This window comes from Blautia luti, from assembly GCF_013304735.1.
In the GTDB taxonomy this organism is placed as follows: Bacteria; Bacillota; Clostridia; order Lachnospirales; family Lachnospiraceae; genus Blautia_A.
The window spans coordinates 123,398-144,342 of sequence record NZ_JAAITI010000004.1; the positions used below are offsets into that span (position 1 = coordinate 123,398).

The 20,945-nt window shown below is 38.8% G+C and carries 24 protein-coding genes and 1 pseudogene; 4 read left to right on the forward strand and 21 right to left on the reverse strand.

The annotated features are described in order from the left end of the window. Nucleotides 1-2: 2 nt before the first annotated feature. A complete protein-coding gene (gene dinB, locus G5B06_RS03895) occupies nucleotides 3-1,250 on the reverse strand; it encodes a DNA polymerase IV (RefSeq protein ID WP_055039883.1) in 1,248 nt (415 codons plus the stop codon). A 194-nt stretch (nucleotides 1,251-1,444) separates the two neighbouring features. Here dinB and G5B06_RS03900 point away from each other — a divergent pair, with 194 nt between their 5' ends. Beyond that, complete coding sequence (locus tag G5B06_RS03900; protein ID WP_055039884.1) at nucleotides 1,445-2,176, forward strand: helix-turn-helix domain-containing protein; 732 nt, start codon at nucleotides 1,445-1,447, stop codon at nucleotides 2,174-2,176. A 56-nt stretch (nucleotides 2,177-2,232) separates the two neighbouring features. Continuing rightward, nucleotides 2,233-2,433: a helix-turn-helix transcriptional regulator gene (locus G5B06_RS03905; RefSeq protein ID WP_005344265.1), complete on the forward strand. Its 201-nt coding sequence runs from the start codon at nucleotides 2,233-2,235 to the stop codon at nucleotides 2,431-2,433. 57 nt (nucleotides 2,434-2,490) lie between these two features. Here G5B06_RS03905 and G5B06_RS03910 read toward each other — a convergent pair whose 3' ends face one another. Then, on the reverse strand, nucleotides 2,491-2,880 hold the full coding sequence (locus G5B06_RS03910) for an MmcQ/YjbR family DNA-binding protein (protein WP_055039885.1): 390 nt from the start codon (nucleotides 2,878-2,880) through the stop codon (nucleotides 2,491-2,493). 249 nt (nucleotides 2,881-3,129) lie between these two features. On the opposite strand from G5B06_RS03910, the gene G5B06_RS03915 reads away from it, so the two are divergent. Continuing rightward, nucleotides 3,130-3,453, forward strand: a complete 324-nt coding sequence (locus G5B06_RS03915) for a MobC family plasmid mobilization relaxosome protein (protein ID WP_012744273.1) — start codon at nucleotides 3,130-3,132, stop codon at nucleotides 3,451-3,453. Further along, nucleotides 3,420-4,799, forward strand: coding sequence for a relaxase/mobilization nuclease domain-containing protein (locus G5B06_RS03920; protein WP_012744274.1), 1,380 nt, complete (start codon nucleotides 3,420-3,422; stop codon nucleotides 4,797-4,799). Before G5B06_RS03915 ends, G5B06_RS03920 begins: the two co-directional genes overlap by 34 nt. Before the next feature lie 15 nt (nucleotides 4,800-4,814). Here G5B06_RS03920 and G5B06_RS18925 read toward each other — a convergent pair whose 3' ends face one another. From G5B06_RS18925 to G5B06_RS04015, 19 genes and pseudogenes are all read right to left on the reverse strand, one after another. Further along, nucleotides 4,815-5,333, reverse strand: coding sequence for a hypothetical protein (locus tag G5B06_RS18925; protein ID WP_012744275.1), 519 nt, complete (start codon nucleotides 5,331-5,333; stop codon nucleotides 4,815-4,817). A 10-nt stretch (nucleotides 5,334-5,343) separates the two neighbouring features. Beyond that, entirely contained in the window at nucleotides 5,344-5,802 is a 459-nt protein-coding gene (locus tag G5B06_RS03930) for a YaiI/YqxD family protein (RefSeq protein WP_015514506.1), read from the reverse strand. Between the two features lie 23 nt (nucleotides 5,803-5,825). Then, nucleotides 5,826-6,410, reverse strand: coding sequence for an SOS response-associated peptidase (locus G5B06_RS03935; protein WP_012744277.1), 585 nt, complete (start codon nucleotides 6,408-6,410; stop codon nucleotides 5,826-5,828). 42 nt (nucleotides 6,411-6,452) lie between these two features. Further along, nucleotides 6,453-7,055 carry a hypothetical protein gene (locus tag G5B06_RS03940; protein WP_015514507.1) on the reverse strand — a complete coding sequence of 201 codons (603 nt, stop codon included), beginning with the start codon at nucleotides 7,053-7,055 and terminating at the stop codon, nucleotides 6,453-6,455. 441 nt (nucleotides 7,056-7,496) lie between these two features. Further along, entirely contained in the window at nucleotides 7,497-7,895 is a 399-nt protein-coding gene (locus G5B06_RS03945) for a winged helix-turn-helix domain-containing protein (protein WP_015514508.1), read from the reverse strand. Between the two features lie 65 nt (nucleotides 7,896-7,960). Then, entirely contained in the window at nucleotides 7,961-8,917 is a 957-nt protein-coding gene (locus G5B06_RS03950; protein ID WP_012744280.1) for a D-alanyl-D-alanine carboxypeptidase family protein, read from the reverse strand. A 43-nt stretch (nucleotides 8,918-8,960) separates the two neighbouring features. Continuing rightward, the gene (locus G5B06_RS03955; protein ID WP_015514509.1) at nucleotides 8,961-9,464 is read right to left on the reverse strand and encodes a hypothetical protein; all 504 of its coding nucleotides are present in this window, start codon (nucleotides 9,462-9,464) and stop codon (nucleotides 8,961-8,963) included. A 27-nt stretch (nucleotides 9,465-9,491) separates the two neighbouring features. Beyond that, a complete protein-coding gene (locus tag G5B06_RS03960) occupies nucleotides 9,492-10,676 on the reverse strand; it encodes an ABC transporter permease (protein ID WP_117456454.1) in 1,185 nt (394 codons plus the stop codon). After that, nucleotides 10,666-11,379, reverse strand: coding sequence for an ABC transporter ATP-binding protein (locus tag G5B06_RS03965; protein ID WP_004853372.1), 714 nt, complete (start codon nucleotides 11,377-11,379; stop codon nucleotides 10,666-10,668). The genes G5B06_RS03960 and G5B06_RS03965 overlap by 11 nt, the downstream gene beginning before the upstream one ends. 4 nt (nucleotides 11,380-11,383) lie before the next feature. Then, the gene (locus G5B06_RS03970; RefSeq protein ID WP_020994032.1) at nucleotides 11,384-12,238 is read right to left on the reverse strand and encodes a hypothetical protein; all 855 of its coding nucleotides are present in this window, start codon (nucleotides 12,236-12,238) and stop codon (nucleotides 11,384-11,386) included. A 137-nt stretch (nucleotides 12,239-12,375) separates the two neighbouring features. Then, nucleotides 12,376-13,461 carry a sensor histidine kinase gene (locus G5B06_RS03975; protein WP_008703821.1) on the reverse strand — a complete coding sequence of 362 codons (1,086 nt, stop codon included), beginning with the start codon at nucleotides 13,459-13,461 and terminating at the stop codon, nucleotides 12,376-12,378. Beyond that, nucleotides 13,448-14,149: a VanR-ABDEGLN family response regulator transcription factor gene (gene vanR / locus G5B06_RS03980; protein WP_004853366.1), complete on the reverse strand. Its 702-nt coding sequence runs from the start codon at nucleotides 14,147-14,149 to the stop codon at nucleotides 13,448-13,450. Before vanR ends, G5B06_RS03975 begins: the two co-directional genes overlap by 14 nt. Nucleotides 14,150-14,154: 5 nt before the next feature. Next, a complete protein-coding gene (locus G5B06_RS03985; protein ID WP_008703822.1) occupies nucleotides 14,155-14,367 on the reverse strand; it encodes a helix-turn-helix domain-containing protein in 213 nt (70 codons plus the stop codon). 158 nt (nucleotides 14,368-14,525) lie between these two features. After that, nucleotides 14,526-14,963 (reverse strand): annotated as a pseudogene (locus G5B06_RS19760) (CHAP domain-containing protein); the annotation flags it as partial. Between the two features lie 730 nt (nucleotides 14,964-15,693). Next, on the reverse strand, nucleotides 15,694-15,900 hold the full coding sequence (locus G5B06_RS03995; RefSeq protein ID WP_012744284.1) for a hypothetical protein: 207 nt from the start codon (nucleotides 15,898-15,900) through the stop codon (nucleotides 15,694-15,696). A gap of 299 nt (nucleotides 15,901-16,199) precedes the next feature. Further along, complete coding sequence (locus G5B06_RS04000) at nucleotides 16,200-18,290, reverse strand: YodL domain-containing protein (RefSeq protein ID WP_244094526.1); 2,091 nt, start codon at nucleotides 18,288-18,290, stop codon at nucleotides 16,200-16,202. A gap of 306 nt (nucleotides 18,291-18,596) precedes the next feature. Then, the gene (locus G5B06_RS04005; protein ID WP_129923499.1) at nucleotides 18,597-19,310 is read right to left on the reverse strand and encodes a metalloprotease family protein; all 714 of its coding nucleotides are present in this window, start codon (nucleotides 19,308-19,310) and stop codon (nucleotides 18,597-18,599) included. Further along, entirely contained in the window at nucleotides 19,291-20,229 is a 939-nt protein-coding gene (locus tag G5B06_RS04010; protein WP_129923498.1) for a radical SAM protein, read from the reverse strand. The genes G5B06_RS04005 and G5B06_RS04010 overlap by 20 nt, the downstream gene beginning before the upstream one ends. Further along, complete coding sequence (locus tag G5B06_RS04015; RefSeq protein ID WP_131222952.1) at nucleotides 20,219-20,941, reverse strand: hypothetical protein; 723 nt, start codon at nucleotides 20,939-20,941, stop codon at nucleotides 20,219-20,221. Before G5B06_RS04015 ends, G5B06_RS04010 begins: the two co-directional genes overlap by 11 nt. Between the last annotated feature and the right edge of the window lie 4 nt (nucleotides 20,942-20,945).

Below are 20,945 nucleotides of genomic sequence, written 5' to 3' on the forward strand. Positions count from 1 at the left end.
AATTACCCATGAAAATAACTGTGTGGATGGATCGTGTGCGTACCAGCGTCTAAGTGGGATAAGACTTTATCTTGATACATTGCCGCTCGCTGTATACTGAAATAACCAAACCGTCGTCTGATCTCATCTACAGTACGATCCAGCTTCTCTAACTTTTCCTTTTTCTCCTGATTTCCAAATAAATCCAACTGCACGGGAATATCATCTAACACAAGATCCGCAGCTCGGATTCCCAGGCTTCTAATGGGATGTTCCCATTTATAATTATCTTTAAATAGCTGAAATGCTGCAGTTACAATCTCGTTTGTAATATTCGTTGGCTGTCGTAAATGTATCTGTCTGGAAAAACTATACAATCCATTATCTCGAACTGTAATTTCTACTGTTTTGCATTTAAATCCATGTTTCCGCAATCGTGCAGCTACACTTTCTGCCAATGCTATTTGAATGATCCAGACATCCAGATCATTTTCCAGATCTCTCGGTGTTGTAGTGCTATTACCTATCGACTTTACTGGTGCTTCATATCCTTCCTTGCAAACCGGATCTTCATCCCAACCATTTGCGAAAGCCCATAATACATTTCCTATTTTTCCCAAATGGCTCTCTAACAACTTTTCGTCTGATTCCGCAAGTTGCCCAATTGTCCGGATTCCAAGTTTTTGCAATTTCTTATTTGTCTGTCTTCCGACATAAAGCAAATCTGTCGCTGGAAGCTGCCATATCCTGTCTTTATAATTTTCTCGATTAAACTCTGTGATTGCATCCGGCTTTTTATAATCTGAACCAAGTTTCGCATAAATCTTATTCCAGGAAATTCCAATACTTACCGTTACACCCAGTTCGTATTTAATCCGATGGCTGATTTCTCTTGCAATCGTCATTCCGCTTCCTTTCAAATTTCTGCTGTCCGATACATCCAGCCAGGCTTCATCAATTCCATATGGCTCGATCTTGTCCGTATACTCCGAATAGATTTCTCTTGCCATCTGTGAAAATCTCAAATACAAATCCATCCGTGGTGGTACAAATATGATTTCCGGACAAATCTGTTTTGCCTGCCATAATGCCATTCCGGTCTTTACACCTTTTTGCTTTGCAATATAATTTGCTGTCAGCACAATCCCATGTCTGGCTTCCGGATCGCCACCGACTGCCAGCGGCATTCCGGTAAATTCCGGATGATGCAGCATTTCCACACTGGCATAAAAACAGTTCATATCACTATGCAGGATCACACGCTCACTCAAACTTTTCACCTCCCAGCTGTTTTCTTCAACATGATGTCTTATCAATTTTTGTATGTTTAGTATATATCGACATTCCGGAGATAGTCAAGTAACATCTTGGTTGTATTTTCTCCATTTTGGAGATTATTGTTGATTTTATTTCTAACATACGGTATAATGCATATAGAAAATTCAAATAGAAATGAGGCGAACAAATGCGTGATTTCGGGGAAATATTAGCAGAAAATAGAAAAAAGAAAGGATACTCTCAATCAGATCTGGTAGACCTGCTTTCTCAGGAAGGTATTCAGGTCACTACAAAAGCAATCTCCAAATGGGAGACCAATGCACGAGAACCAGCTTTACATGTTTTCCTGACACTTTGCCAGTTACTTGATATCGAAGATATATATGAATCCTTCTTTGGAGAAAACCCATATAACATTATGAGTGGATTGAATGAAGAAGGCAGAAATAAATTGATTGAATTTGCTGATATTTTGAAAGCTTCTAAAAAGTTTTCTCCACTGTCTGCAAAAATTATCCCATTCCATCATCCTGTAGAAATTACATGGGAACCAGTTTCTGCTGGTACTGGAAATTACCTGGAGGATTCTGTAAAAGAAACCTATGATGTAGGACACCTTGCTCCTGAGCAGACTGACTTTGGTGTACGGATTTCCGGTGACAGTATGGAGCCAGTTTATCATACAGATGATGTTGCATGGATTCAGAAAAAAGATTCTCTTGCTAATGGTGAAATTGGAATCTTCTATCTCAACGGCAATATTTACATCAAGGAATTACACGATGAGCCAGATGGTGTTTATCTGATCTCTTTAAATCAAAAATATCGTCCTATCCAGGTTTTGGAATCTGACTCTTTTAAAGTTTTTGGAAAAGTAATCGGGAAATGCAAAGGTGCAGAAATTCCGGGATTTCATTAGATTTCAACAGCAGGTTCATGATCCTGCTGATAACAATAAGCAAAGGAAGTGATTGAATGGCAATCAATAATACATTAAAAGATATTCGTGAAGAACGGAATCTCATTCAAGCAGATTTGGCTGAAGCCATAGGTTCCTGCAGCCAGACTATAGGCCGCATCGAACGTGGAGAACGTAATCCCTCTCTTGAGATTGCAATCCGGCTGGCCCATTACCTGAAAGTGCCTGTAGAAGATATTTTTCAAGTTGAAGACTGAAGCATAACAGCCGAAAAACCGAGGAGTAAAATCCCCGGTTTTCCTTTTGCTCAAAAATCACTGTAAACCACTTACATTTTCTTCTTTTCCGCCTGCTCCGTCAATCAGGTCATAACTCATATCTAAAAAGTCCAGTACCTTTGCTTCGCTGACCGAACCATCCAGTAAAATCGTGATCCAGTGCTGTTTATTCATATGATACCCAGGTAAAAATCCATAAGTCTGAATAATCATATTTGTCATGTCCGGATCACACTTTACGTCAATGATATCAACCAACTCTCTTCCTTCTAATCCCAGTTTCGATTTTTCAACCGTCATGATCACTGCATACCATTTTCCATTTTTATGTCGGAGTACTGCACTGTCCGGTAGTTTACTCCATAGATATTCCGGAAGTGTGCCATACTGTTTCTGCACATATTCAAATATTTCTTCTTTCTTCACAATCCATTCAACTCCTGATTCTTCTGATATCCTGTCCATAATCTTACCACATTTTTGTTCCCTATACTACCTGTCAAATTCTTTTGCATTTTCCCGGTTCTCCTGACTTTAACTAATAGAGGGATAAAACAGCAAGGACAGGAAGTGAGGATACACTTCCGGAAAATCCCAATTTAGGGTACCCTGCCCTGAATTGAAAAACGCTGAAAGCAACGATACTACTGCCCTCTCAGAAAGGAGAAACTGCTAATGGCTGAAAGAAAAAGAAACAAAGAAATTCATTTTTATGTCACAGAAGAAGAACGAAAGTTAATCCGCAGGAAGATGATAGAATCAAAAACCAAGAACATGGGAGCTTATCTGCGTAAGATGGCAATCGACGGCTACATCGTCAACACAGATACAACTCCTCTGAAGAAACAGTATGAGGAAATGCACAAGATTGGCATAAATATCAACCAGATTGCAAAAAAGGTAAATACCACCGGAGATCTATATCCGGAAGAAATGCAAGAATTGAAAGAGATGGTGAAAGAACTATGGCATATATTAAGATCTTCCCCATTAAAGTAACAGACAAGAAAGCTCTGGACTATATCACGAATCCAGACAAGACTGATGAAAAACTGCTGGTTTCCAGTTTTGGCTGTTCCCCGGAAACTGCTGATCTCGAATTTTCCATGACTAGAGAAATGGCAAAAAAGAATGGAATGGACAAAGGTAATAACCTGGCATTTCATCTGATCCAGTCATTTAAACCTGGAGAAGTTGATGCCGAAACTGCCCATCGCTTAGGACAGCAATTTGCAGCCGAAGTACTGAAAGGAAAATATGAATACGTGATCAGTACCCATGTTGATAAAAAGCACATTCATAACCATATCATCTTCAACGCTGCAAGCTTTGTTGATCATCACAAGTATGTTTCCAATAAGCGGAGCTACCATAAACTCTGCAGAATCAGTAATCGTATCTGCCTGGAAAATGGACTTGCCACCAGTATGCCAACCGGAGAAAAAGGAAAAAGCTATAAAGAGAACATGGAATATCATCGTGGCACCAGTTGGAAAGCCAAGCTACGTGTTGCAGTTGATAAAGCAATCTGGACTTCCATCAACTATGAGGAATTTCTACAAAAAATGCAGTTAGCTGGATATGAAGTCCGGCAGGGAAAGCATCTTTCTTTCCGTGCACCGGAACAAAAAAATTTCACTTATATGAAATCTCTGGGAAGTTATTATACGGAAGAAAACGTCCGCATCCACTTAGCTAAAAATCGTAGCAAAGTGAAAACTCCAAAACATCTGTCCAGAGAAGCTCGCCTGTATATCAATATCTCCACGTATGTAACGACTGGCAATCGAGAAGGATTTGAACATTGGGCAAAACTCAATAATCTAAAAGAGGCAGCCCGCACCTTCAACTATCTTTCAGAAAATAACCTACTGAATTATGAGGATTTCAGGCAGCATGTTTCTGATGTTGATGCTTCTGTTAAAGCGGCTGATCAGAGAATAGCACACATCACCAGTGAGCTAAGCACGCAGAAAGTCATTCAGAAACACTGTGATTCTTACCGGCTCTGCCGTAAAGTGATAGAAGATTGCAAATCTGCAAAAAATCCAAAAGAATACCGTTCCAAGCATCTGGCAGAATACCAACTCCACGATTCACTAAAAAAAGAGCTTCAGGATCTCGGTGTTACCAAAATCCCTAGCTCTGAAAAAATCCAGAAGCGGATTGAAAATCTTGAATCTGAACAAGCTGCTACCGTCCGGGAAAAACAGAAATTACAGAAAAAGCAGAAAACACTGGATATCATTCAGCAAAATTTCTCTGTGCTGCTCGATGCTCCTGAAATCAATTCAGACTTACTTCCGGCAAAACGGGAACCTGTTTCTGTCACAAGAGATAAATAAGATTGCACTGACAACTCAATTATTCTCTTCCAAATCTTCCCAAGGTTTCAGACCCATTTCCTCCCAGGTGACACCATACGGTGCACCTCCGGAGGTATAACCGGCAATAACGAAAAATCTGTCATCTTGCAAGATTTCTTCTTTAGCCAGATTATCTCTTGTTTCTTGTTTCCGTCTTGCTCGCCTCTGCTGCTTCTTTTGTTTCGCAACAGCTGCTTTTTCTTCCGGCGTTTTCTTATGTTTTTTTGCCATAAGTGTTTCTATTATAATTCCATTCTGAATGTCTCTCAGGATACGTTCTTCATAACTCTTTTCACGCTTTTCAACAATTTTATAAAATTCTTCATATTCCGTTTTAGGAGCAAGCGATTGAACTGCCGTAAACAAACTTTTGCATATATCATTCATTTCAGTAGCATCCGGCATTCGCTGATTCTCAAGATAAAACTTCAAGTGCATTTTGTATGTTTTATCTGCTATTGCACTCTTCTGTTTTTGTTTTAAGTCTTTATAGCTTCTGTCGTTCCTCTGCATCTACAATTCCTCATCTGCCTTCTTTCTCCCGTGCCATCAAAAGCATTTTTTCAAAAGACTGAGCGAATCTTTCATCATCTTCCTCCGTCCGCTTCTTCGGTCCCTTGACATGACATTTACGGGAACTTCTTCTGGCTTTTTTACTCAGGTGACGTTCCATTAGCATCTGATCAATATTATCATCCGTGTACCATTTACCTGATTGATGAATAGCATAAGCACCTTTTCCCAATGCCATTGCAGCCACACCATAGTCCTGTGATACGACAATATCTCCTTTATGGCAGATACTAATCAGTTTATAATCTACTGCATCTGCTCCTGCACCGACAACAACAACTTTACTATAAGTCGATGACAGAACATGGTTTGTATCACACAACAACATTACCGGAACACTATTATCTTTTGCAATCTTTTCAATGATCGCAACCACTGGGCAGGCATCTGCATCAACAAATATTTGCATCTTTCTATTTCTCCTCTGAACCATTATAAGAATAAGCTCTGCTGTTCGTATTCTGCCTCTCGTTTTAGCTGAACCGGTACCTGATGCAGAATTTGCTCCATTTTCCTGTCATCGAACCAATCTTTCAGCTGTCCTTTTTCCAATATCAGCGGCATACGATCATGTACTTTTATCATAGATTCATTGGCTGCTGTAGTCATAATCACAAATCGTCGTTCATTCTCAAACCAATCACAGAAGCCAGCCATATACAATACTGGTGCATCATATCTGGAAAATGTATTTTTCTCTTTTAACCGATTCCATTCATAGAACCCACTTGCCGGTATCAAAATGCGGTGATAGAGGATTCCATTTCGAAAAGAAGGTTTGTCCATAACAGATTCTGCTCTTGCATTTATAACCAGATTCTTTCCTTGTGACAATGGATATCCCCACTTGCAAACATCCAGTTTCAATCCATGTTCTGATTTTTCAATGATCGGTGCTACATTGGTTGGAAAGATATCTCCTGCAAAATGTTCCTGCCGGATCCGTTGGTCTATATCATGCACTACTTTTTCGATTTCATCTGCCATATCAGAATCAATATAATATCTACCACACATAATACTTCCTTCACTTATAGATTCTATTTCATCAAATATACATCATTTATTTCTAGGCACTTTAAACTCAGTTAATCTATAATTTTGAATCCACCCCATACATTCTTCACCATCTTCATTCTCCCAAATTATCTGTCGCCACTTTTTATATTTATCTATAATTCTAACAACTTTCCCTTCCTCAAGCTTTTCAATTACAATCGAATGGCAGTCATGCTTCAGTCGTACAATAGATTCTCTATTAACGATTCTATATTTAGTCGTATTTAGCTCCTTCGCATCATATCCCATTCCAACGATGTAATAATTATTGACTTGTTGTGTATAATTGTAATTATTTATCGTTGTTGCTGAAGAATTCGTAACTCCCAAAACAACTGATATAATCGTAATAATAAAGTTCAGCCATTCTCGTATTTCTTTAACATCTATCGTTCGTTTTTCTTCTATTGGCAAATTCTGCTTCTCTTTATTTATCGAAAGATTCGTTGCTCTTTCATATTCCGATGCAATAGTTTCTGACACCGTATCAATATCCCATTCTTCGGATTCTGAGAAAACTTGATCGGTAACTCTTCCCAATAAATTTATATGAGGCTTCTGGCATAATGGTGGAAGCCTAACACCATAAATTAACAACACCATATTGAAAAAACACTTGTGTCCTTTAATGTATTAACTGCGAAGAAAAACACAAAAGGAGTATTCACAAGTGGCTTCAGTTAATACATTATGCAAAAGTGTCCTTAATGTCAAGAACACAGTTATAAAAAATTGTAATCTTTACTCTGATAAGAATGGAGTTAAACATATTCGTATCCAAGCAAGACCTAATAAATGGCACGAGAACGACTGCCCATTCTGCCATAAATCATGCCCTGTTTATGATAAACATTCCAGTAGTATAATGCCGAGATATTACGAAGATAACTCGTAGAAAATGCAAAGTCCAGTCGCAAGTTTAGACACGATATTGCTCTTAACAGTCGTATAAAATCAACATTTGCAGGGATTTATCAAATTCCGACATACCGTCTTAGAAAATGAATAATCCCTCGCAATTCATTATGAACTACGAGGGACTGCTTACTGACTGTTAAAGCGGTAGCCGATCTCACGAACACTATCTATGGAAAAGTGAGAGTTTGTATCACAAAGTTTTTTACGAAGATTCCGAATGTGAAAGCCTACGGTATCCTTTTCATTGCCTGCTGATATTTCGCCCCACACCTTATCATAAATCTGCTCGTATGTAAGAACACGACCTTTATTGGCTGCGAGCAAGCAGAGTATATCGTACTCTTTGACGGTCAGTTCAATTTCCTGACCGTTATTGATAACTCTGCGCCGGCTCAAATTGATTTCTAAGCCGGAAAGGGATAATGTCGGCTCATATGAAATCTCTAATTTTTCAAAATCAGGGTGCTGTTTTACAAAAGCCAGCATATCGTCAAAGGCTGTTGAGTCTTGTGCTTTGAACTCCATTATTACGATTCGTCCGATATTATCACCCCCCTTGGTTAGTTTTTTTGTCTTGGACAACATAAGATTTATTGCGTGAGATAATACGATTCATCAATCGTTTTCAGAATAAAATTCACATCGTCATAACGAGAGGAATCGGACTGAGAGCCTAAACTGCATATCAAAAACTCTTTTCCGTGCTGCTGATAAAGCACAATCAAGTTATAGTCGTCAGACAGAGAGCCAGTCTTAATTCCGCATACATTTTCGTTGTAATATTCGGATGTCGGATCAAGGAAGGCGTTTGTATTCTGCCATATTTGTGTACTGCCATCAGGCAGTGTTGCCGTATAAGTGTTTTGAGATACAATTTCTCTAAACCACGAGTATTCCAACAACCGATATACTACTTCTTTCAAATCTAAAGTGGTGGTAAGTGCCTCCATATCAAAACCACTCGGATCATATAAAACTGTGTCTAAGTACCCCTGCTGTTGCAAATGCAGGTTTAAGTTCTCCATGAAAATCCTCACACGCTCTTGACAGCTTTCTGCTTGCGGCGAAAGTAATCCTCCACAATAATCAGCAACCACATAAGCTGCGTCATTCCCTGACGGTACTAACATTGCCGCAAATAGATTGTGTAAAAAGTATTCTTTTTCCTTGATTTGAGCAACAGACGAGCCAGGTTTCGTGAGTGAAATAGCACCATAGTCTGCAACAACGATACTATCAAGGTCTGCTAAAGTTGACGCATACTCAATAACAAACAGCTTGGCTAAACTTGCAGGAATTTGTGGCTCGTTCTCGTTTTTTGAAACAAATATTTCATCATCAGAACAATCCACCAAAATCAGCGATTTTGCATTATAAGAGTCAGGAAAATCTTCTTTGTAGAGAAAACCATTTATTTTATTCTTTACCTCTCTGAAATTTTCCGGCTGCATTGCCCACGGCACAAACATTATACCTATGCCGATACAAACTACAAGCAAAAACAAAAATACTCCAAATCGTTTTTTCTTACGGCGTTTTCTCTGCATATATGTGCTCACCTCCCAACACCAAAACTCCTATGTGCCATTTTTAATCGGCATAATTTGCCTGAATACACTCTGTAAATCCAGACGGATCTCCCAACTTAGCTTTATCAATATTATCACGAAGATATTTGCGTGTGGCGTCATCACAGCGATCTGTTCCCATATAAGGCATATCAAAGGCTTTTTCGAGTTCAGCTAAGGCTTTTGCCGCCCTTTCCGAATCCGTATTGTAAGTATCAAGCCATTCCTGCATCCAAGAATATTCCCAAAGGTTAGATGCTCTTGTATCGCCATATCCTATCTGAAAAGACGCTCCCGTATCTTCGCCTTCCAAAGCATCAGGCGGCGTAAAGCCCTCCGGCCAATTCAAACTCTCAATGGTCGTTAGGTATTCTTCTTCAATGGTAGCAAAGTCCGTGAAACCTCTTGTGTTTGTGTCGGAGTCCGAAGAAGTGGAGCAGCCTGCCAGCATAATCACCAGCAAAGAAATCATAACACACAATAACAGTCTGTACGGTCTTTCGGATTTTGAGATTGTTCGTTTCATTTTGTTTCCTCCTTGAATTGAGTTTTATTATCTAAGAGCCAATGCAGGCTCTAATTTTGCTGCTTTCAATGCTGGTAATAATCCGCCCAATAATGCTGTAAGCACAGACACAGCAACTGCAACAACAGCAACGCTGATTGGATAACTCGGTGTTCCCACCGGGGAATCCACAGGGAGCAACGCTCCAATACAATGCACCAAAATCAGCGAAATCAAAATAGCTGCAAAGCAAACGAATATTGATAAAATCAACTGTGAGCCTAAAACCAATGCCACAATATTTGTTCGTGAAGCACCTATCGCTCTGCGGATCAGCAACTCATGTGTGCGCTGTTCCAATGAAGATAGTCCGATATTGATCTGCCCTAATACGGAAACAAACAGCAACAAAAGCGAAGTAACCAAAAGCCCTAATTGCAGTATGGACAATACCGAATCATAGGTATCTCCAATATCACTCCGCCCAGCACTTTCCCAGTAACCGCCAATGGTATCAGTCAAAATGTCGCCAAGGGCAGAATGTATCTGTTCGATTGTCAGTCCTGTTGTGGGATGCCAATACACATTTGCATTTTGTACTTGCCACATTGCTGGTGCGAAATTGAGGATCGCCGCAGAATCCGCATAGATAGTCGGAAAATCCCTGCCATCGTTTACTACTCCGACAATATTGAATGGGGTTAACGAAAGTGTGCTTTTTACATTTCCTGCAGCATAGGGCGAATCATTAAAATAGTTTTTAGCTTCTTTGTTTATGACCACTTCAAGCGATCCGCCCTCACTCGAAGGCTCTAACCATCTACCGGATGTCATTGGAAGATTATAGACTTGACTATATGCCTCCGTGGTGCAAACTAAATCAAAAGCCATCAGGTTTTGGTAAACATCATTCGGCGGTATTGGCGTTAAATCTTTCATTGGTGCAAATCGAATATCTTCTCCCATAGAAAAAGTAACAGCGGCTACATCATCAATGGCTTCAAATCTCTGGAATAATTGTTCCATTTTATTTCTATCGTGAAAATCGGATTCCGTTATCACGAATGAGTAAGTAGGTGACCAGCCATATACCTGTGCGTTTACGGAAATCAAATACTCCCGTCCAAGCGTACCAACTAATACCGATCCAAGCATTGCGATAATGCCTACAAGCATTGAAACACTTGTCAGAATACTTCTAAGTGGAGACAGACGAAGGTCTTTAAGTATCATTTTTAGCACAAGTTATCCTCCCTCCATCCATTTCAAAAATCGTATCACAGGTATCTGCAATATCAGGATCGTGCGTAACCAACAGCAGCATAATTCCATTTTCTTTTACGACGCTGTGCAACAGTTCCATAATCTGCGTTCCCGTCTTTTTATCCAACGCTCCCGTAGGCTCATCACATAAAATGGCTTCCGGAGATACTGCAAGCGCCCTTGCGATTGCAACTCTTTGTTGTTCACCGCCGGACAAATTGATTGGGTAATCATTTTCCTTGCTTTCTAAGCCGACACTTTTTAGCAAGCCTGTAATTATCTCGTGACGCTGTTTGGCGGTAAACGACTTTTTGGCATAGAGTAGGGGTAATTCGATATTTTCCCATACCCGCAAGTGCTTAATCAGAGAGTAGTTCTGAAATACAAATCCGATATTATTGGCTCGCAGTATAGACAGATCACGGTCTTTCAAAGCAGAAATAGATATACCATCATAAAGGTACTCGCCCTCATATTCCCGATTTAACAAGCCAATAATGGATATAAGGCTTGTTTTGCCTGAGCCGGACTTTCCGACAATGGCATAACTGCGCCCTCGTTGCAATTCCATATTAGCGTTGGTTACTGTTGTCAGCATATCGCCATTATTCAATTTGACGCTTGCTTTCAAATCCTTTATTTTGATTAAAGTCTTTTCGGAAATTCCTTTCATTTTATCAAATCCCCCTCGGATCAAGGTTTGGCGGAGTAGCAGAAACTACATCGCCCTCCTCTAAGCCGGACAGTATTTCTATATTGGCTCCGTCTGTCACACCCAATGTCACTTTTGTTTCCACTCTTTCTCCATTCGGAGTAATTACAGTAACCAATCCCGTCCCTTGTCTACCCGCTATTACCGACAGCGGCAATATAAGGACATCATTTCTCGTTGTCGCCGTTATGACTACCGTTGCACTTTGCCCCGATTTCACATCGACTGTTTGACTGATCAAGCATTGCAGAATGCCCTCTTGCGGCACGATTCCCGTAAACGCATTTTCATCTGCGGCAGGCGACACCACGGCAATCATATCGGTTGGTCCTACACCATCATATACTTGAAATTTTGCTTTCAACTCTGCATACTCCGGTAAGGTACTCAAAAAATTATCTGCCTCTACATTGAGGGCAAATCCTGTATAATGCACTATCGCTACGGGATAATTACTCGGTACGCTTTCATTGGATGGGGCAATAGAGGTAATTGTACCATCCACCGGAGATTTCAATTCTTTGCCGTTCACAGTTCCAATAATTTGCCCGGCAGTGATTTTTTCTTCTAATTCTACCGCTGTATTAAATATGCCATTTTCGGGTGAGGAAATAATAAACGGTACTGCCGGAACAATAGTCGTTTGCGTTGAAACGGTTGGAGTAATTGTCCCTCGTACAACTGATACCGTTTTTTCTGCGGATGTTGCGCTATCTGTAAGATTGTTTTCGTCTGTCTGCCCAATTGCAGAGCAGGCAGATAGCGTAAATACAAGAAACAAAATAGAACATAGCAGCATTTGTTTTCTTAGCAACTTCATCATTCCTCCTTATGCTGTATCACAAAAAATACGAGCCTCTATCTTGATACTTTTATTGTACCAAAACAGAAGCCCGTATTTTCTTGATTGCTCGTAAGGTATTCCTCTTTTTTTCTATGCAAATTCTTACAATTTTCCTACGCCAACGGCAAAGTAATTGAAAACTTGTTTTGATCCTCTTGGCTCTCTGCAACGATTGTACCATTGTGTAGTTCAACAATCTGCTTTGCAATCGCCAAACCTAATCCAGCTCCTCCACTGCTTGTACTTCTCGCTGCGTCAAGCCGATAAAACTGCTCGAAAATCCTGTTTAACTTTTCTTCCGGCAGAGTATCGCCGTGGTTACAAAAAATAATGCTGACCGTATCTTCCTGACATTGTGCGCTGATCGTGATATCCGTATTTTCAAAACTGTAGATAACCGCATTTCTCAAAAGGTTATCAAAAACACGCTGAATTTTGTCTGCGTCACATCGAAGCATTATATCATCATCAACACAAAGATTACATTGCAAATTCTTTGATTTGAGCATAGGCTTAAATTCATATACAAGTTGCTCCAGCAGGCGAGTTAAATTGATTTTCGTGTATTGTAATGTAATATCGTATATATTGAATCGTGTTATCTCGAAAAACTCGTTAATCAGATCCTCTAACCGTTCTGCCTTACCAAGAGTGATTGAAAGGTACTTTTCTCGAAGTTCCTTTGAGATTTGCGACTCATCACGCAGTAAAGTAAGATACCCGATTACAGAAGAAAGCGGTGTTTTCAAATCGTGTGCAAGATACATAATCAGGTCATTTTTTCGCTGCTCATTTTCTTTTGCAAGCCTTGCATTACTTTCAGCCTCTTGTTTTAACTGATTGATGTTAGCGGCGATTTCACTCAACTCCGGGGACATTTCAATGTAACTGACATTCTGATCGAACATTTTTCCTGTCGCAGCCTGTACCTCGTACACATAGGCGACTACTTTTTTCAAAAGTAGGTATGTCATGTATATAATACAGCCACCCCACACGATTACAGCCACTATATAAAGATATACTGTTCTGTAATACAAGTAATAATACAAAACATACTTGCGGAGAATTTCCTCTGCCATAATTCCTAAAAGAAAAGTACCGCCAAAAATAAGCACAGAGCAAATCGCACATTGAATTACATACCCTTTGAACAAGGTAGAGAGCAGATAGTTTTTTTCTTTTTTATTCAATTTCATACCCTACCCCCCAAACAGTTTTAATGAACTTCGGATTTTTTGAAGGTTCATTCAATTTTTCCCGAAGCCGCCCAATGTGCGCCATTACCGTATTGTTACTGTTGCGAAGATACTTTTCTTTCCACACGGCTTCAAATAATTCCTCCGAGGCGACAACTTTACCCTGATGTTCGCACAGATACCACAGAATAGAAAACTCCAACGGAGTCAAGGCTATTTCTTTGCCATACAAGTAGCACTTGTGGCTGACTCTGTTTATCAGTAGACCTCTGATGTCATACTCGTCTTTTTCTTCGGATTGGCTCAAATTAGGACTGTTATAGCTCTGATAACGCCTTAATTGCGTCTTTACTCTTGCCACAACCTCTAAAGGATTAAACGGTTTCGTTATATAATCATCCGCACCAATCGTAAGCCCCATAATCTTGTCGCTATCCTCAATTTTGGCGGTAAGCATAATAATAGGGAAGTAAAACTTTTCCCGAATTTTTTGGCAAAGTCGAAAACCATCAATATCCGGCAGCATAATATCAAGTATCGCTAAATCAATCTGCGACTGTTTGATACATTTCATCGCCTCTAACCCATTATAACATTTATATACTGAATAACCATCGTTACTCAAATACACTTCAAGCAGATCAACGATTTCTTTTTCGTCATCCACAATTAAAATCTTCTTGTTCATTGATCCTACACCTCATTTTCGGGTACGGCTTCCATTATGTCGCCAAAATCACACTCTAAGTATTCGCATATATTCAACAGCACGGGAAGGGTAACATTTTCATTTTTTCCGAGTTTCGCAAATGTACTTTTGCTTGCCCCGACCGCTTCTCGTAATTGACTCTTTTTCATTCCCTTGTCAATCAGAAGTTTCCAAAGTTTGTTGTACCGTACTTTCATTTCCGCACCTCCACCCAAATATAGTTTGTATTATAGCACTTTGAGAGTGAAATCGCAATTATTAAGTCTGTATTTTGAGACTTTTAGTTTTCAAACCGGCACAATATCTTTCTGATATGTAATCCAACCGCCTGCAAAATGCAGGCGGCTTGTGTATTTTAATAGGCAGGTGCGCCGTAGCCAAGAATCTCGTAATAACCGATAGAATACTCATTGACTCGGCAACTGTCGCCGGAGTTGCCCTCGACCGTATAAACCTTGCCGTTTTCGACCTTTTGAACAATACCCGTATGGTCGGATAATCCATCCTGACCACTTTCGTCTGCCCAATCGAAGAAAATAATCATTCCGGGGGCAGGCTCGGCGCTGCCATCCAGCCATTGTCCACGATCCTTAAACCATTGTACTCCGTTGACACAGCCTGCATATTTTGGGATAACTCCAGCGTCGATATAGCCGCACTCGTTGGCACACCAAGATACAAAGCAAGCACACCATTCTACACGGGAGTTAAAACCGTACCACGACCAATACGGCTGACCGTCCACATTGCCAACCAGAGAGAGTGCAACGGTCACGATCTGTCCGTCGCCGCCTGTAATGCCGTAAAGCACCTGTGACCAAAGGTAATTGTTTTCATCTGCAAGCAGTTCAGCGAGGTAGCCTTTCTGTTCTTCGTTAAAACCATATTGCGCCGCCATTTCCTCGGCAGTCTTGTGGCTGACGGTAATATACAGATAGGTTTGTGTGACCGTGCTTTCAGTTTCCACGATATTACCGTGTCCGTCATCGGTTTCGGTAATAACTGTTTCGGTCTTGCTCTCTGTTCGGGAAGATATTTGATTCATCTCCCAAAAGATGTCTTTTAAGAGTTGCTTTTTGCCATCGTCCATTGTGGCAACCTCTTGGGGGTTATCTTGATCCGTATTCGTTTTTACAGAGTAAACGGCAAGCACCTCTTTCCAAACGGCTCTGCTGCCACTCATTTCAAGAACATCATAGGATACCGAGTTCTTTTCCTCTTGCAGCTTGGTATCGTATTCGGTATTGATTTCCTGCACAACGGTCTGCATACTCATTCCAGTGCCGGAATCTTCGTCTGAGAAGAAAATGCCAAATACTGAGCCGAGGATCATACCAATCAGGCAAATCACGATAATAACCAAAACCGCCACCCAGCCGCCTGCGGCGATAGCGGCAATCAAGGCTTTCGTTCCGGCAATAATCGCTTTAATGGCAAGTGCGGTCGCTTTGGCAATCGCCTTTACCGTAACCACGGCGGCTTTTGCCGCAGCCCTTGCCGCTTGTGCTGCTCTCTGTGCAGTTTTAACCGTAATGATTGAATCCACCTAAAAATCCTGGATTGCTATGCCCCCGCTTATGCCCCTTGTCATCATAATGGTTTAAACCGCCAAAGAATCCTGGTCGACTCTCACCTACTTTATGCCCGTTATTGTCATAATGATTCATACCACCAAAAAAGGAAGGCGAACTATGTCCGATTTTCTTTCCATTTGCATCATAGTCGTTCATACCACCAAAGAATCCTGGTCTGCTCTCGCCTACTTTTTTCCGTTTGCATCATAATGGTTTATGGATCCAAAGAATCCTGGTCTGCTATATCCTTTTTTACTCATAATGTCACCCTCCTGACTCTATTAGCCTCTTGTTTGATCTCAGAATAACACACTTTTCTCATTTGGAAGTCGCATAACAGGCGACATTCTTTTATCGCATTTACATTCATTATACCATTTATAATTCTTCCGACAATACGCAATAAAGCCGGAAGCCACGTTATCATCCATGACCTCCGACTCGTTCTGCTTATTCTACACTGTCCTTACACCCAAATCAACTCCTCTCTCCGTTTTATCTTTTCCCTGCTTTTCTTGAATAATCCTCTTATTGATCTCAAGCCGTTCATGAATGGATAATTTCTTATCTTTTCCATCTACCGCCTGCTTCTGCTGTGCCGGTTTTCTATCTGTTTTTCCTACATCCTTAACAACTTCATTCGCTTCGGTACTTGTTACCCTCTCATCTGCTCTTCCTTCATATCTTTCTGCTATCTGCTGTTCTCGTCTCTCCTTCACACCTTTTTCCTCCAGATTGCAAAAACTCTGCAGATACGGAAGCACATGATTCTGCATGTCTGTCAGATCTTCCATATACTTTTGGAACTCTTCACTTCCTTTGCCTTTCTGGTAATTGATCCAATACTCATCTGTAAGCTTCATTTCATTATCATACTTCAACTGACTCACAATACCGCCATGTCCATTTCCAATATCCATTGACTTCTTAAAATGATGCAGCATCTGTTCACCTTTTTCCGCATAATATACAGTCACATATATCTTTGCAATTTTTGTAGGTTCCTCTGTCTTCGGATCACGTTTTGCATACCATTCTTTATCCATTTCTGCTGTTTTTGCATCCAGCTCAGACAGCTTCTGACATCTTGGATTCATGAGATCACTTTCTTCACAATAGTTTACATACACCATTGGTTCCATATCCTTTGGAAGTTCAGGTTCATAGGCTTTCAGTCTTTCAATCAATACTCCTGCACGAACAGACAGATCGCATTCTTCGTCTACAATATCCTTCAGATATGAAATATAGGAATGAATATTTCCACTTCTCAAATCCAGCATTACTTCCTGCACCGTATTTTCTCCCCTCTCCACATTATCTCGATACTCATACGGATCAAAAGCTTCTGCAATCTCATCCAGTGCCTCTGCCAGCTGTTCTGTGGTCATTTTCTCAGGATACATTGCTTCTCGAACATCCCTCATCGGTACATACTTGTAGTCCGGCAATGCTTCATGAATTTTCTCGATCCCTTCCCGTACCAGTGCAAGTTCTCCATAAAATCGAACATCATCCATCAGATTTCCGAATACGGTATTCCCTTTAACGATCGCAAATTCGGCTTCATCATAGTAACTGTCTTCCGGATCACGATAAATAATTCCCATTGAGCATCCCAGATACGCAGTTTTAGGATTCTCCCTATATTTTTCATAGACCGCAGCAATCTGATTAACATCGGTACTTTTTTCATAAGCTCCCATATCATGGAACTCATCACATTCTGTGGCGAAATATTCCAGATAAGGCTCTTTCTTCGGTGGCATATTATTAAGGACGTTATCAATCATGTTATAATTCGCCTCTTCCAGTTCCTCCACCTTTGCCAAAGGCTTATATTCGCCCTGGCTTTTCTGAATCTCTGCCATTACAACTTCATCCATTTCTTCTACTTTTTCCATCAACTGATCATAATCTCCACGGATGCGTTCTCCAGTCCAGCCTTCGTCTTCCAGAAGTTCCTCTGCCGCTTCTTCAATAGAAATTTGATCATTTTCATAGACGCCACCATCCATCAGACGAAAATCTTCATCGTAAAACGAATAATCATATCCTTCTTCTGTTCTCTGAATAGCAAAGTAACGTTCTCCTACCTCATATGCCAGTTCACTAAGAACCTGTTCTTCCAGATTCAGGAAAGAATCCAGCTGTTCAAAACTGATACTGTCTACAAAATGAGCGGTTACTTTTTCCCCGTCATTCAGAACTATGATATCACTGACAGACAGGGAATGCCCACGGAAATCTTCCGGTCTATCAATGTTGAACCTTTCAAAAATATCATCCAGTGACATATTTCCCGATAATTCCCCAACATAGACCAGCTTATAATCTTCTTTTTTTATCTGCATACCATGACTTTCAATAAAGCGCATATTCATAAATGCATAGTTTTCGCCCGGTGAATCGTCCTTGATCTGATAAATACCAAAGGTTCGCCTTGTTCCTAACAACAGGTTTGCCTCTTTCAAAGACTGAATCTGCGGATATTTCTGCATTTCCCATTCCAGGTTACGGAAACGCTCCAGTTCTGTCATAGACATCTGATAATGCTCCGGTCCTCGTTCAATTTCCATGCGTTCCGTGACATACATTGGTGATGAAAAATTAGTGATCAGATAGATATCTGCTCCGGCATCGTATAATTTCAGTGCTTCTTCCTGCTCGTCTTTTACATTCGTACAAACGCTTATAAAGTGTATTATTAGTTCGTTTTATATGTGTTTTGTGATTGATTATCCGCACAATCCGATTCGTTCGTAATGTTTTTGTAGCCAAAATGTAGCCACTGTTTTTATTCACCTCATTTTTATTTAATGTTTAATAACAGTACTCCTTATCTTAGATTTTTATAAAGAAACATTTAATTTTGATAGTAAAAACAAAAATAAAAACATCAAAATTCCTCTAACAGTATCTTCTATAAAATCCTTCTTCTTTGATTTTGCAACATTATATCTATTAAATAAACTAGTAATAGCATAATATCCATCACTTTTTATTATAGGCAAAAAATTAATCAGTATTGTAGAAATAATGGCATAATTATACTTATTTAAAGAAGGGAAAAAAATAAAACAAATCAATACATAAATACAATTCATAAAATTCCCTGCTAGATATACTGCTATCCTTTTATATTTAGGCAGTAAATAACTATCTGATGTATCCACATAAAATGCTGGATAAATAAAATAGATTTTAAAACCTATTTTTATTTTTCCACTTTTATAAAATAATTTAAGAAACAAAACATGCCCTAGTTCATGTATAAATATATTCGCAAATAAAATTATGTTTGCAATTATAAAATTAGAATCAATAATAACATACTTTTCATGGAAGAAATACATTACTATTGTCAAAGAAATGATACCCACCATAATTATTGCGTATATTGGATTTTCTTTAATTTCTTCTCGAAAAATCAATTTTTCTTCATCACATATCTGAATAAAATCCTTTTTTTTCATTTTATAAAAGTCATTTTGATATTTTAGAATATAATCATCAGCAGATTTTCCAACTATAATACTATTATCTTCATTTTCTAATATTTTCATAATAATTAACAGAGGCTAATAACTGTAAAAACCAATCGTCCTTAAACAAAAATTCACAAAACTCACAAGGACTAGCTAATTTATGCGGATAATCAATTTTGTTATCTTCAAGCAATTTTATAAATGGTGTAAATCCTTCTGTAAATACCGTATTTAAAACATAATTACTTTTGATGTCTGTAATTATTTCTTTTAAACTGTTTTCATTCAAGTTACCCATTTGTAAAATAGTATTTTCAATAACCTGCGAACAACATGGATAAACTTCCAATCTAGGATTGATTAATATATTAGGTTCAATACATCCTACACATCTTAAAACATCATTATCTGAGTCAAGTAATTTTATATAACTATTTTCTTCAAACAACTTTCCTGATCCAGTTGCAATTACTGGCTGATAACAAAACTTTGTATAATATGCACTTTCTCCCAATTGATTTAATATATCTCCCGGTGTCATCGAATCTTTTAAAAAACATCCAACTACATCCGTTGAAATATTATACGATTTTGCTACCATAATAATATTTTTCAAGCACTGTATATCAATAAAGGGCATATGAAATTCATCATAACTCAACGATATATACGAAAGTTTTGTCTTATATTTTTCTATGAATTTTTCAACATCTTCTATATTTTTTCCCCAAAAACCATTAGTTTTAATCGAAATTTTTACATTTCTGTCGAAAGGAAATTCCATAATTCTATCTATTAACGCAGGATATAACATAGGTTCACCACCAGTTATACCAATATCAGTTATCTGTTTACATTCTTTAACATCATTAAGAATTTTATCCAATTCTCTTTCTGTTAAAGTCTTTCCTCTCACTATTCCACGACTATCACAGCACATTTTACAATGTGCATTACAATTCTCTGTTAACAATATAGCTAAATGACTAAATTCCATTCTTTGCCCACCTCCTACGTAAACATAAAACAGCCATAACACAAATTAAAAATACTATCAAATCATATACATAATTTCCAGCAATGTAGTGTAACAAACTTGTTATTTCAATTTTCCCATCCAAATAAGATATTAGATGATGATAGTCCGTTGTTGATGCATCATAATATGCAAAATACTCCATAAAAGGAGAACCAGCTGAAACTACTATTCCTGCGATCCACAAAAAGAAACTTGAAAAAAATGCAACCAAAAAATTGCTAAATATAAATCCTATTGTCGATATGATAAGGGTATAATAAATCATTACCCCTTCTATTTTTAGGAATACCACTGGCAACATTCCTAATTTTGCATATGGTACACAAACCAAAATTGAAGAAAAAGCACTGCCAATTATTGTTGCTAATAAAATCATGCCAACCTTTGTCAAATAGTATCTTAACTCTGAAAAACCTAAAGTTTTATAAAAAAATATATTTTTTTCTTTATAATCCACATAAAACTGCATTATTATAAAAGCCGAAAATAACAATGTTCCAAATTGCGTATAAACAGTATATACACTTTCAAACATATCTTGGAAAGTCACATTTTGAACTTTGTCTATAGTAACCAATAAAATGTATCCTAGCAAAACATTTAATAAGTTAATCAATGTAAAAATTACATAAAATTTGTTTCTTACAGCCCTTTTCATTTCTAGCTTCATTCTA

What these genes read in the sequence shown, in the direction of transcription:
- G5B06_RS03900 (WP_055039884.1), top strand. Translation starts at nt 1,445, where the DNA reads ATGCGTGATTTCGGGGAAATATTAGCAGAAAATAGAAAAAAGAAAGGA.
- G5B06_RS03905 (WP_005344265.1), top strand. Translation starts at nt 2,233, where the DNA reads ATGGCAATCAATAATACATTAAAAGATATTCGTGAAGAACGGAATCTC.
- G5B06_RS03915 (WP_012744273.1), top strand. Translation starts at nt 3,130, where the DNA reads ATGGCTGAAAGAAAAAGAAACAAAGAAATTCATTTTTATGTCACAGAA.
- G5B06_RS03920 (WP_012744274.1), top strand. Translation starts at nt 3,420, where the DNA reads ATGGCATATATTAAGATCTTCCCCATTAAAGTAACAGACAAGAAAGCT.
- G5B06_RS18925 (WP_012744275.1), bottom strand. Translation starts at nt 5,333, where the DNA reads ATGCAGAGGAACGACAGAAGCTATAAAGACTTAAAACAAAAACAGAAG.
- G5B06_RS03930 (WP_015514506.1), bottom strand. Translation starts at nt 5,802, where the DNA reads ATGCAAATATTTGTTGATGCAGATGCCTGCCCAGTGGTTGCGATCATT.
- G5B06_RS03935 (WP_012744277.1), bottom strand. Translation starts at nt 6,410, where the DNA reads ATGTGTGGTAGATATTATATTGATTCTGATATGGCAGATGAAATCGAA.
- G5B06_RS03940 (WP_015514507.1), bottom strand. Translation starts at nt 7,055, where the DNA reads ATGGTGTTGTTAATTTATGGTGTTAGGCTTCCACCATTATGCCAGAAG.
- G5B06_RS03945 (WP_015514508.1), bottom strand. Translation starts at nt 7,895, where the DNA reads ATGGAGTTCAAAGCACAAGACTCAACAGCCTTTGACGATATGCTGGCT.
- G5B06_RS03950 (WP_012744280.1), bottom strand. Translation starts at nt 8,917, where the DNA reads ATGCAGAGAAAACGCCGTAAGAAAAAACGATTTGGAGTATTTTTGTTT.
- G5B06_RS03955 (WP_015514509.1), bottom strand. Translation starts at nt 9,464, where the DNA reads ATGAAACGAACAATCTCAAAATCCGAAAGACCGTACAGACTGTTATTG.
- G5B06_RS03960 (WP_117456454.1), bottom strand. Translation starts at nt 10,676, where the DNA reads ATGATACTTAAAGACCTTCGTCTGTCTCCACTTAGAAGTATTCTGACA.
- G5B06_RS03965 (WP_004853372.1), bottom strand. Translation starts at nt 11,379, where the DNA reads ATGAAAGGAATTTCCGAAAAGACTTTAATCAAAATAAAGGATTTGAAA.
- G5B06_RS03970 (WP_020994032.1), bottom strand. Translation starts at nt 12,238, where the DNA reads ATGAAGTTGCTAAGAAAACAAATGCTGCTATGTTCTATTTTGTTTCTT.
- G5B06_RS03975 (WP_008703821.1), bottom strand. Translation starts at nt 13,461, where the DNA reads ATGAAATTGAATAAAAAAGAAAAAAACTATCTGCTCTCTACCTTGTTC.
- vanR (WP_004853366.1), bottom strand. Translation starts at nt 14,149, where the DNA reads ATGAACAAGAAGATTTTAATTGTGGATGACGAAAAAGAAATCGTTGAT.
- G5B06_RS03985 (WP_008703822.1), bottom strand. Translation starts at nt 14,367, where the DNA reads ATGAAAGTACGGTACAACAAACTTTGGAAACTTCTGATTGACAAGGGA.
- G5B06_RS03995 (WP_012744284.1), bottom strand. Translation starts at nt 15,900, where the DNA reads ATGAACGACTATGATGCAAATGGAAAGAAAATCGGACATAGTTCGCCT.
- G5B06_RS04000 (WP_244094526.1), bottom strand. Translation starts at nt 18,290, where the DNA reads ATGTCTATGACAGAACTGGAGCGTTTCCGTAACCTGGAATGGGAAATG.
- G5B06_RS04005 (WP_129923499.1), bottom strand. Translation starts at nt 19,310, where the DNA reads ATGAAAATATTAGAAAATGAAGATAATAGTATTATAGTTGGAAAATCT.
- G5B06_RS04010 (WP_129923498.1), bottom strand. Translation starts at nt 20,229, where the DNA reads ATGGAATTTAGTCATTTAGCTATATTGTTAACAGAGAATTGTAATGCA.
- G5B06_RS04015 (WP_131222952.1), bottom strand. Translation starts at nt 20,941, where the DNA reads ATGAAGCTAGAAATGAAAAGGGCTGTAAGAAACAAATTTTATGTAATT.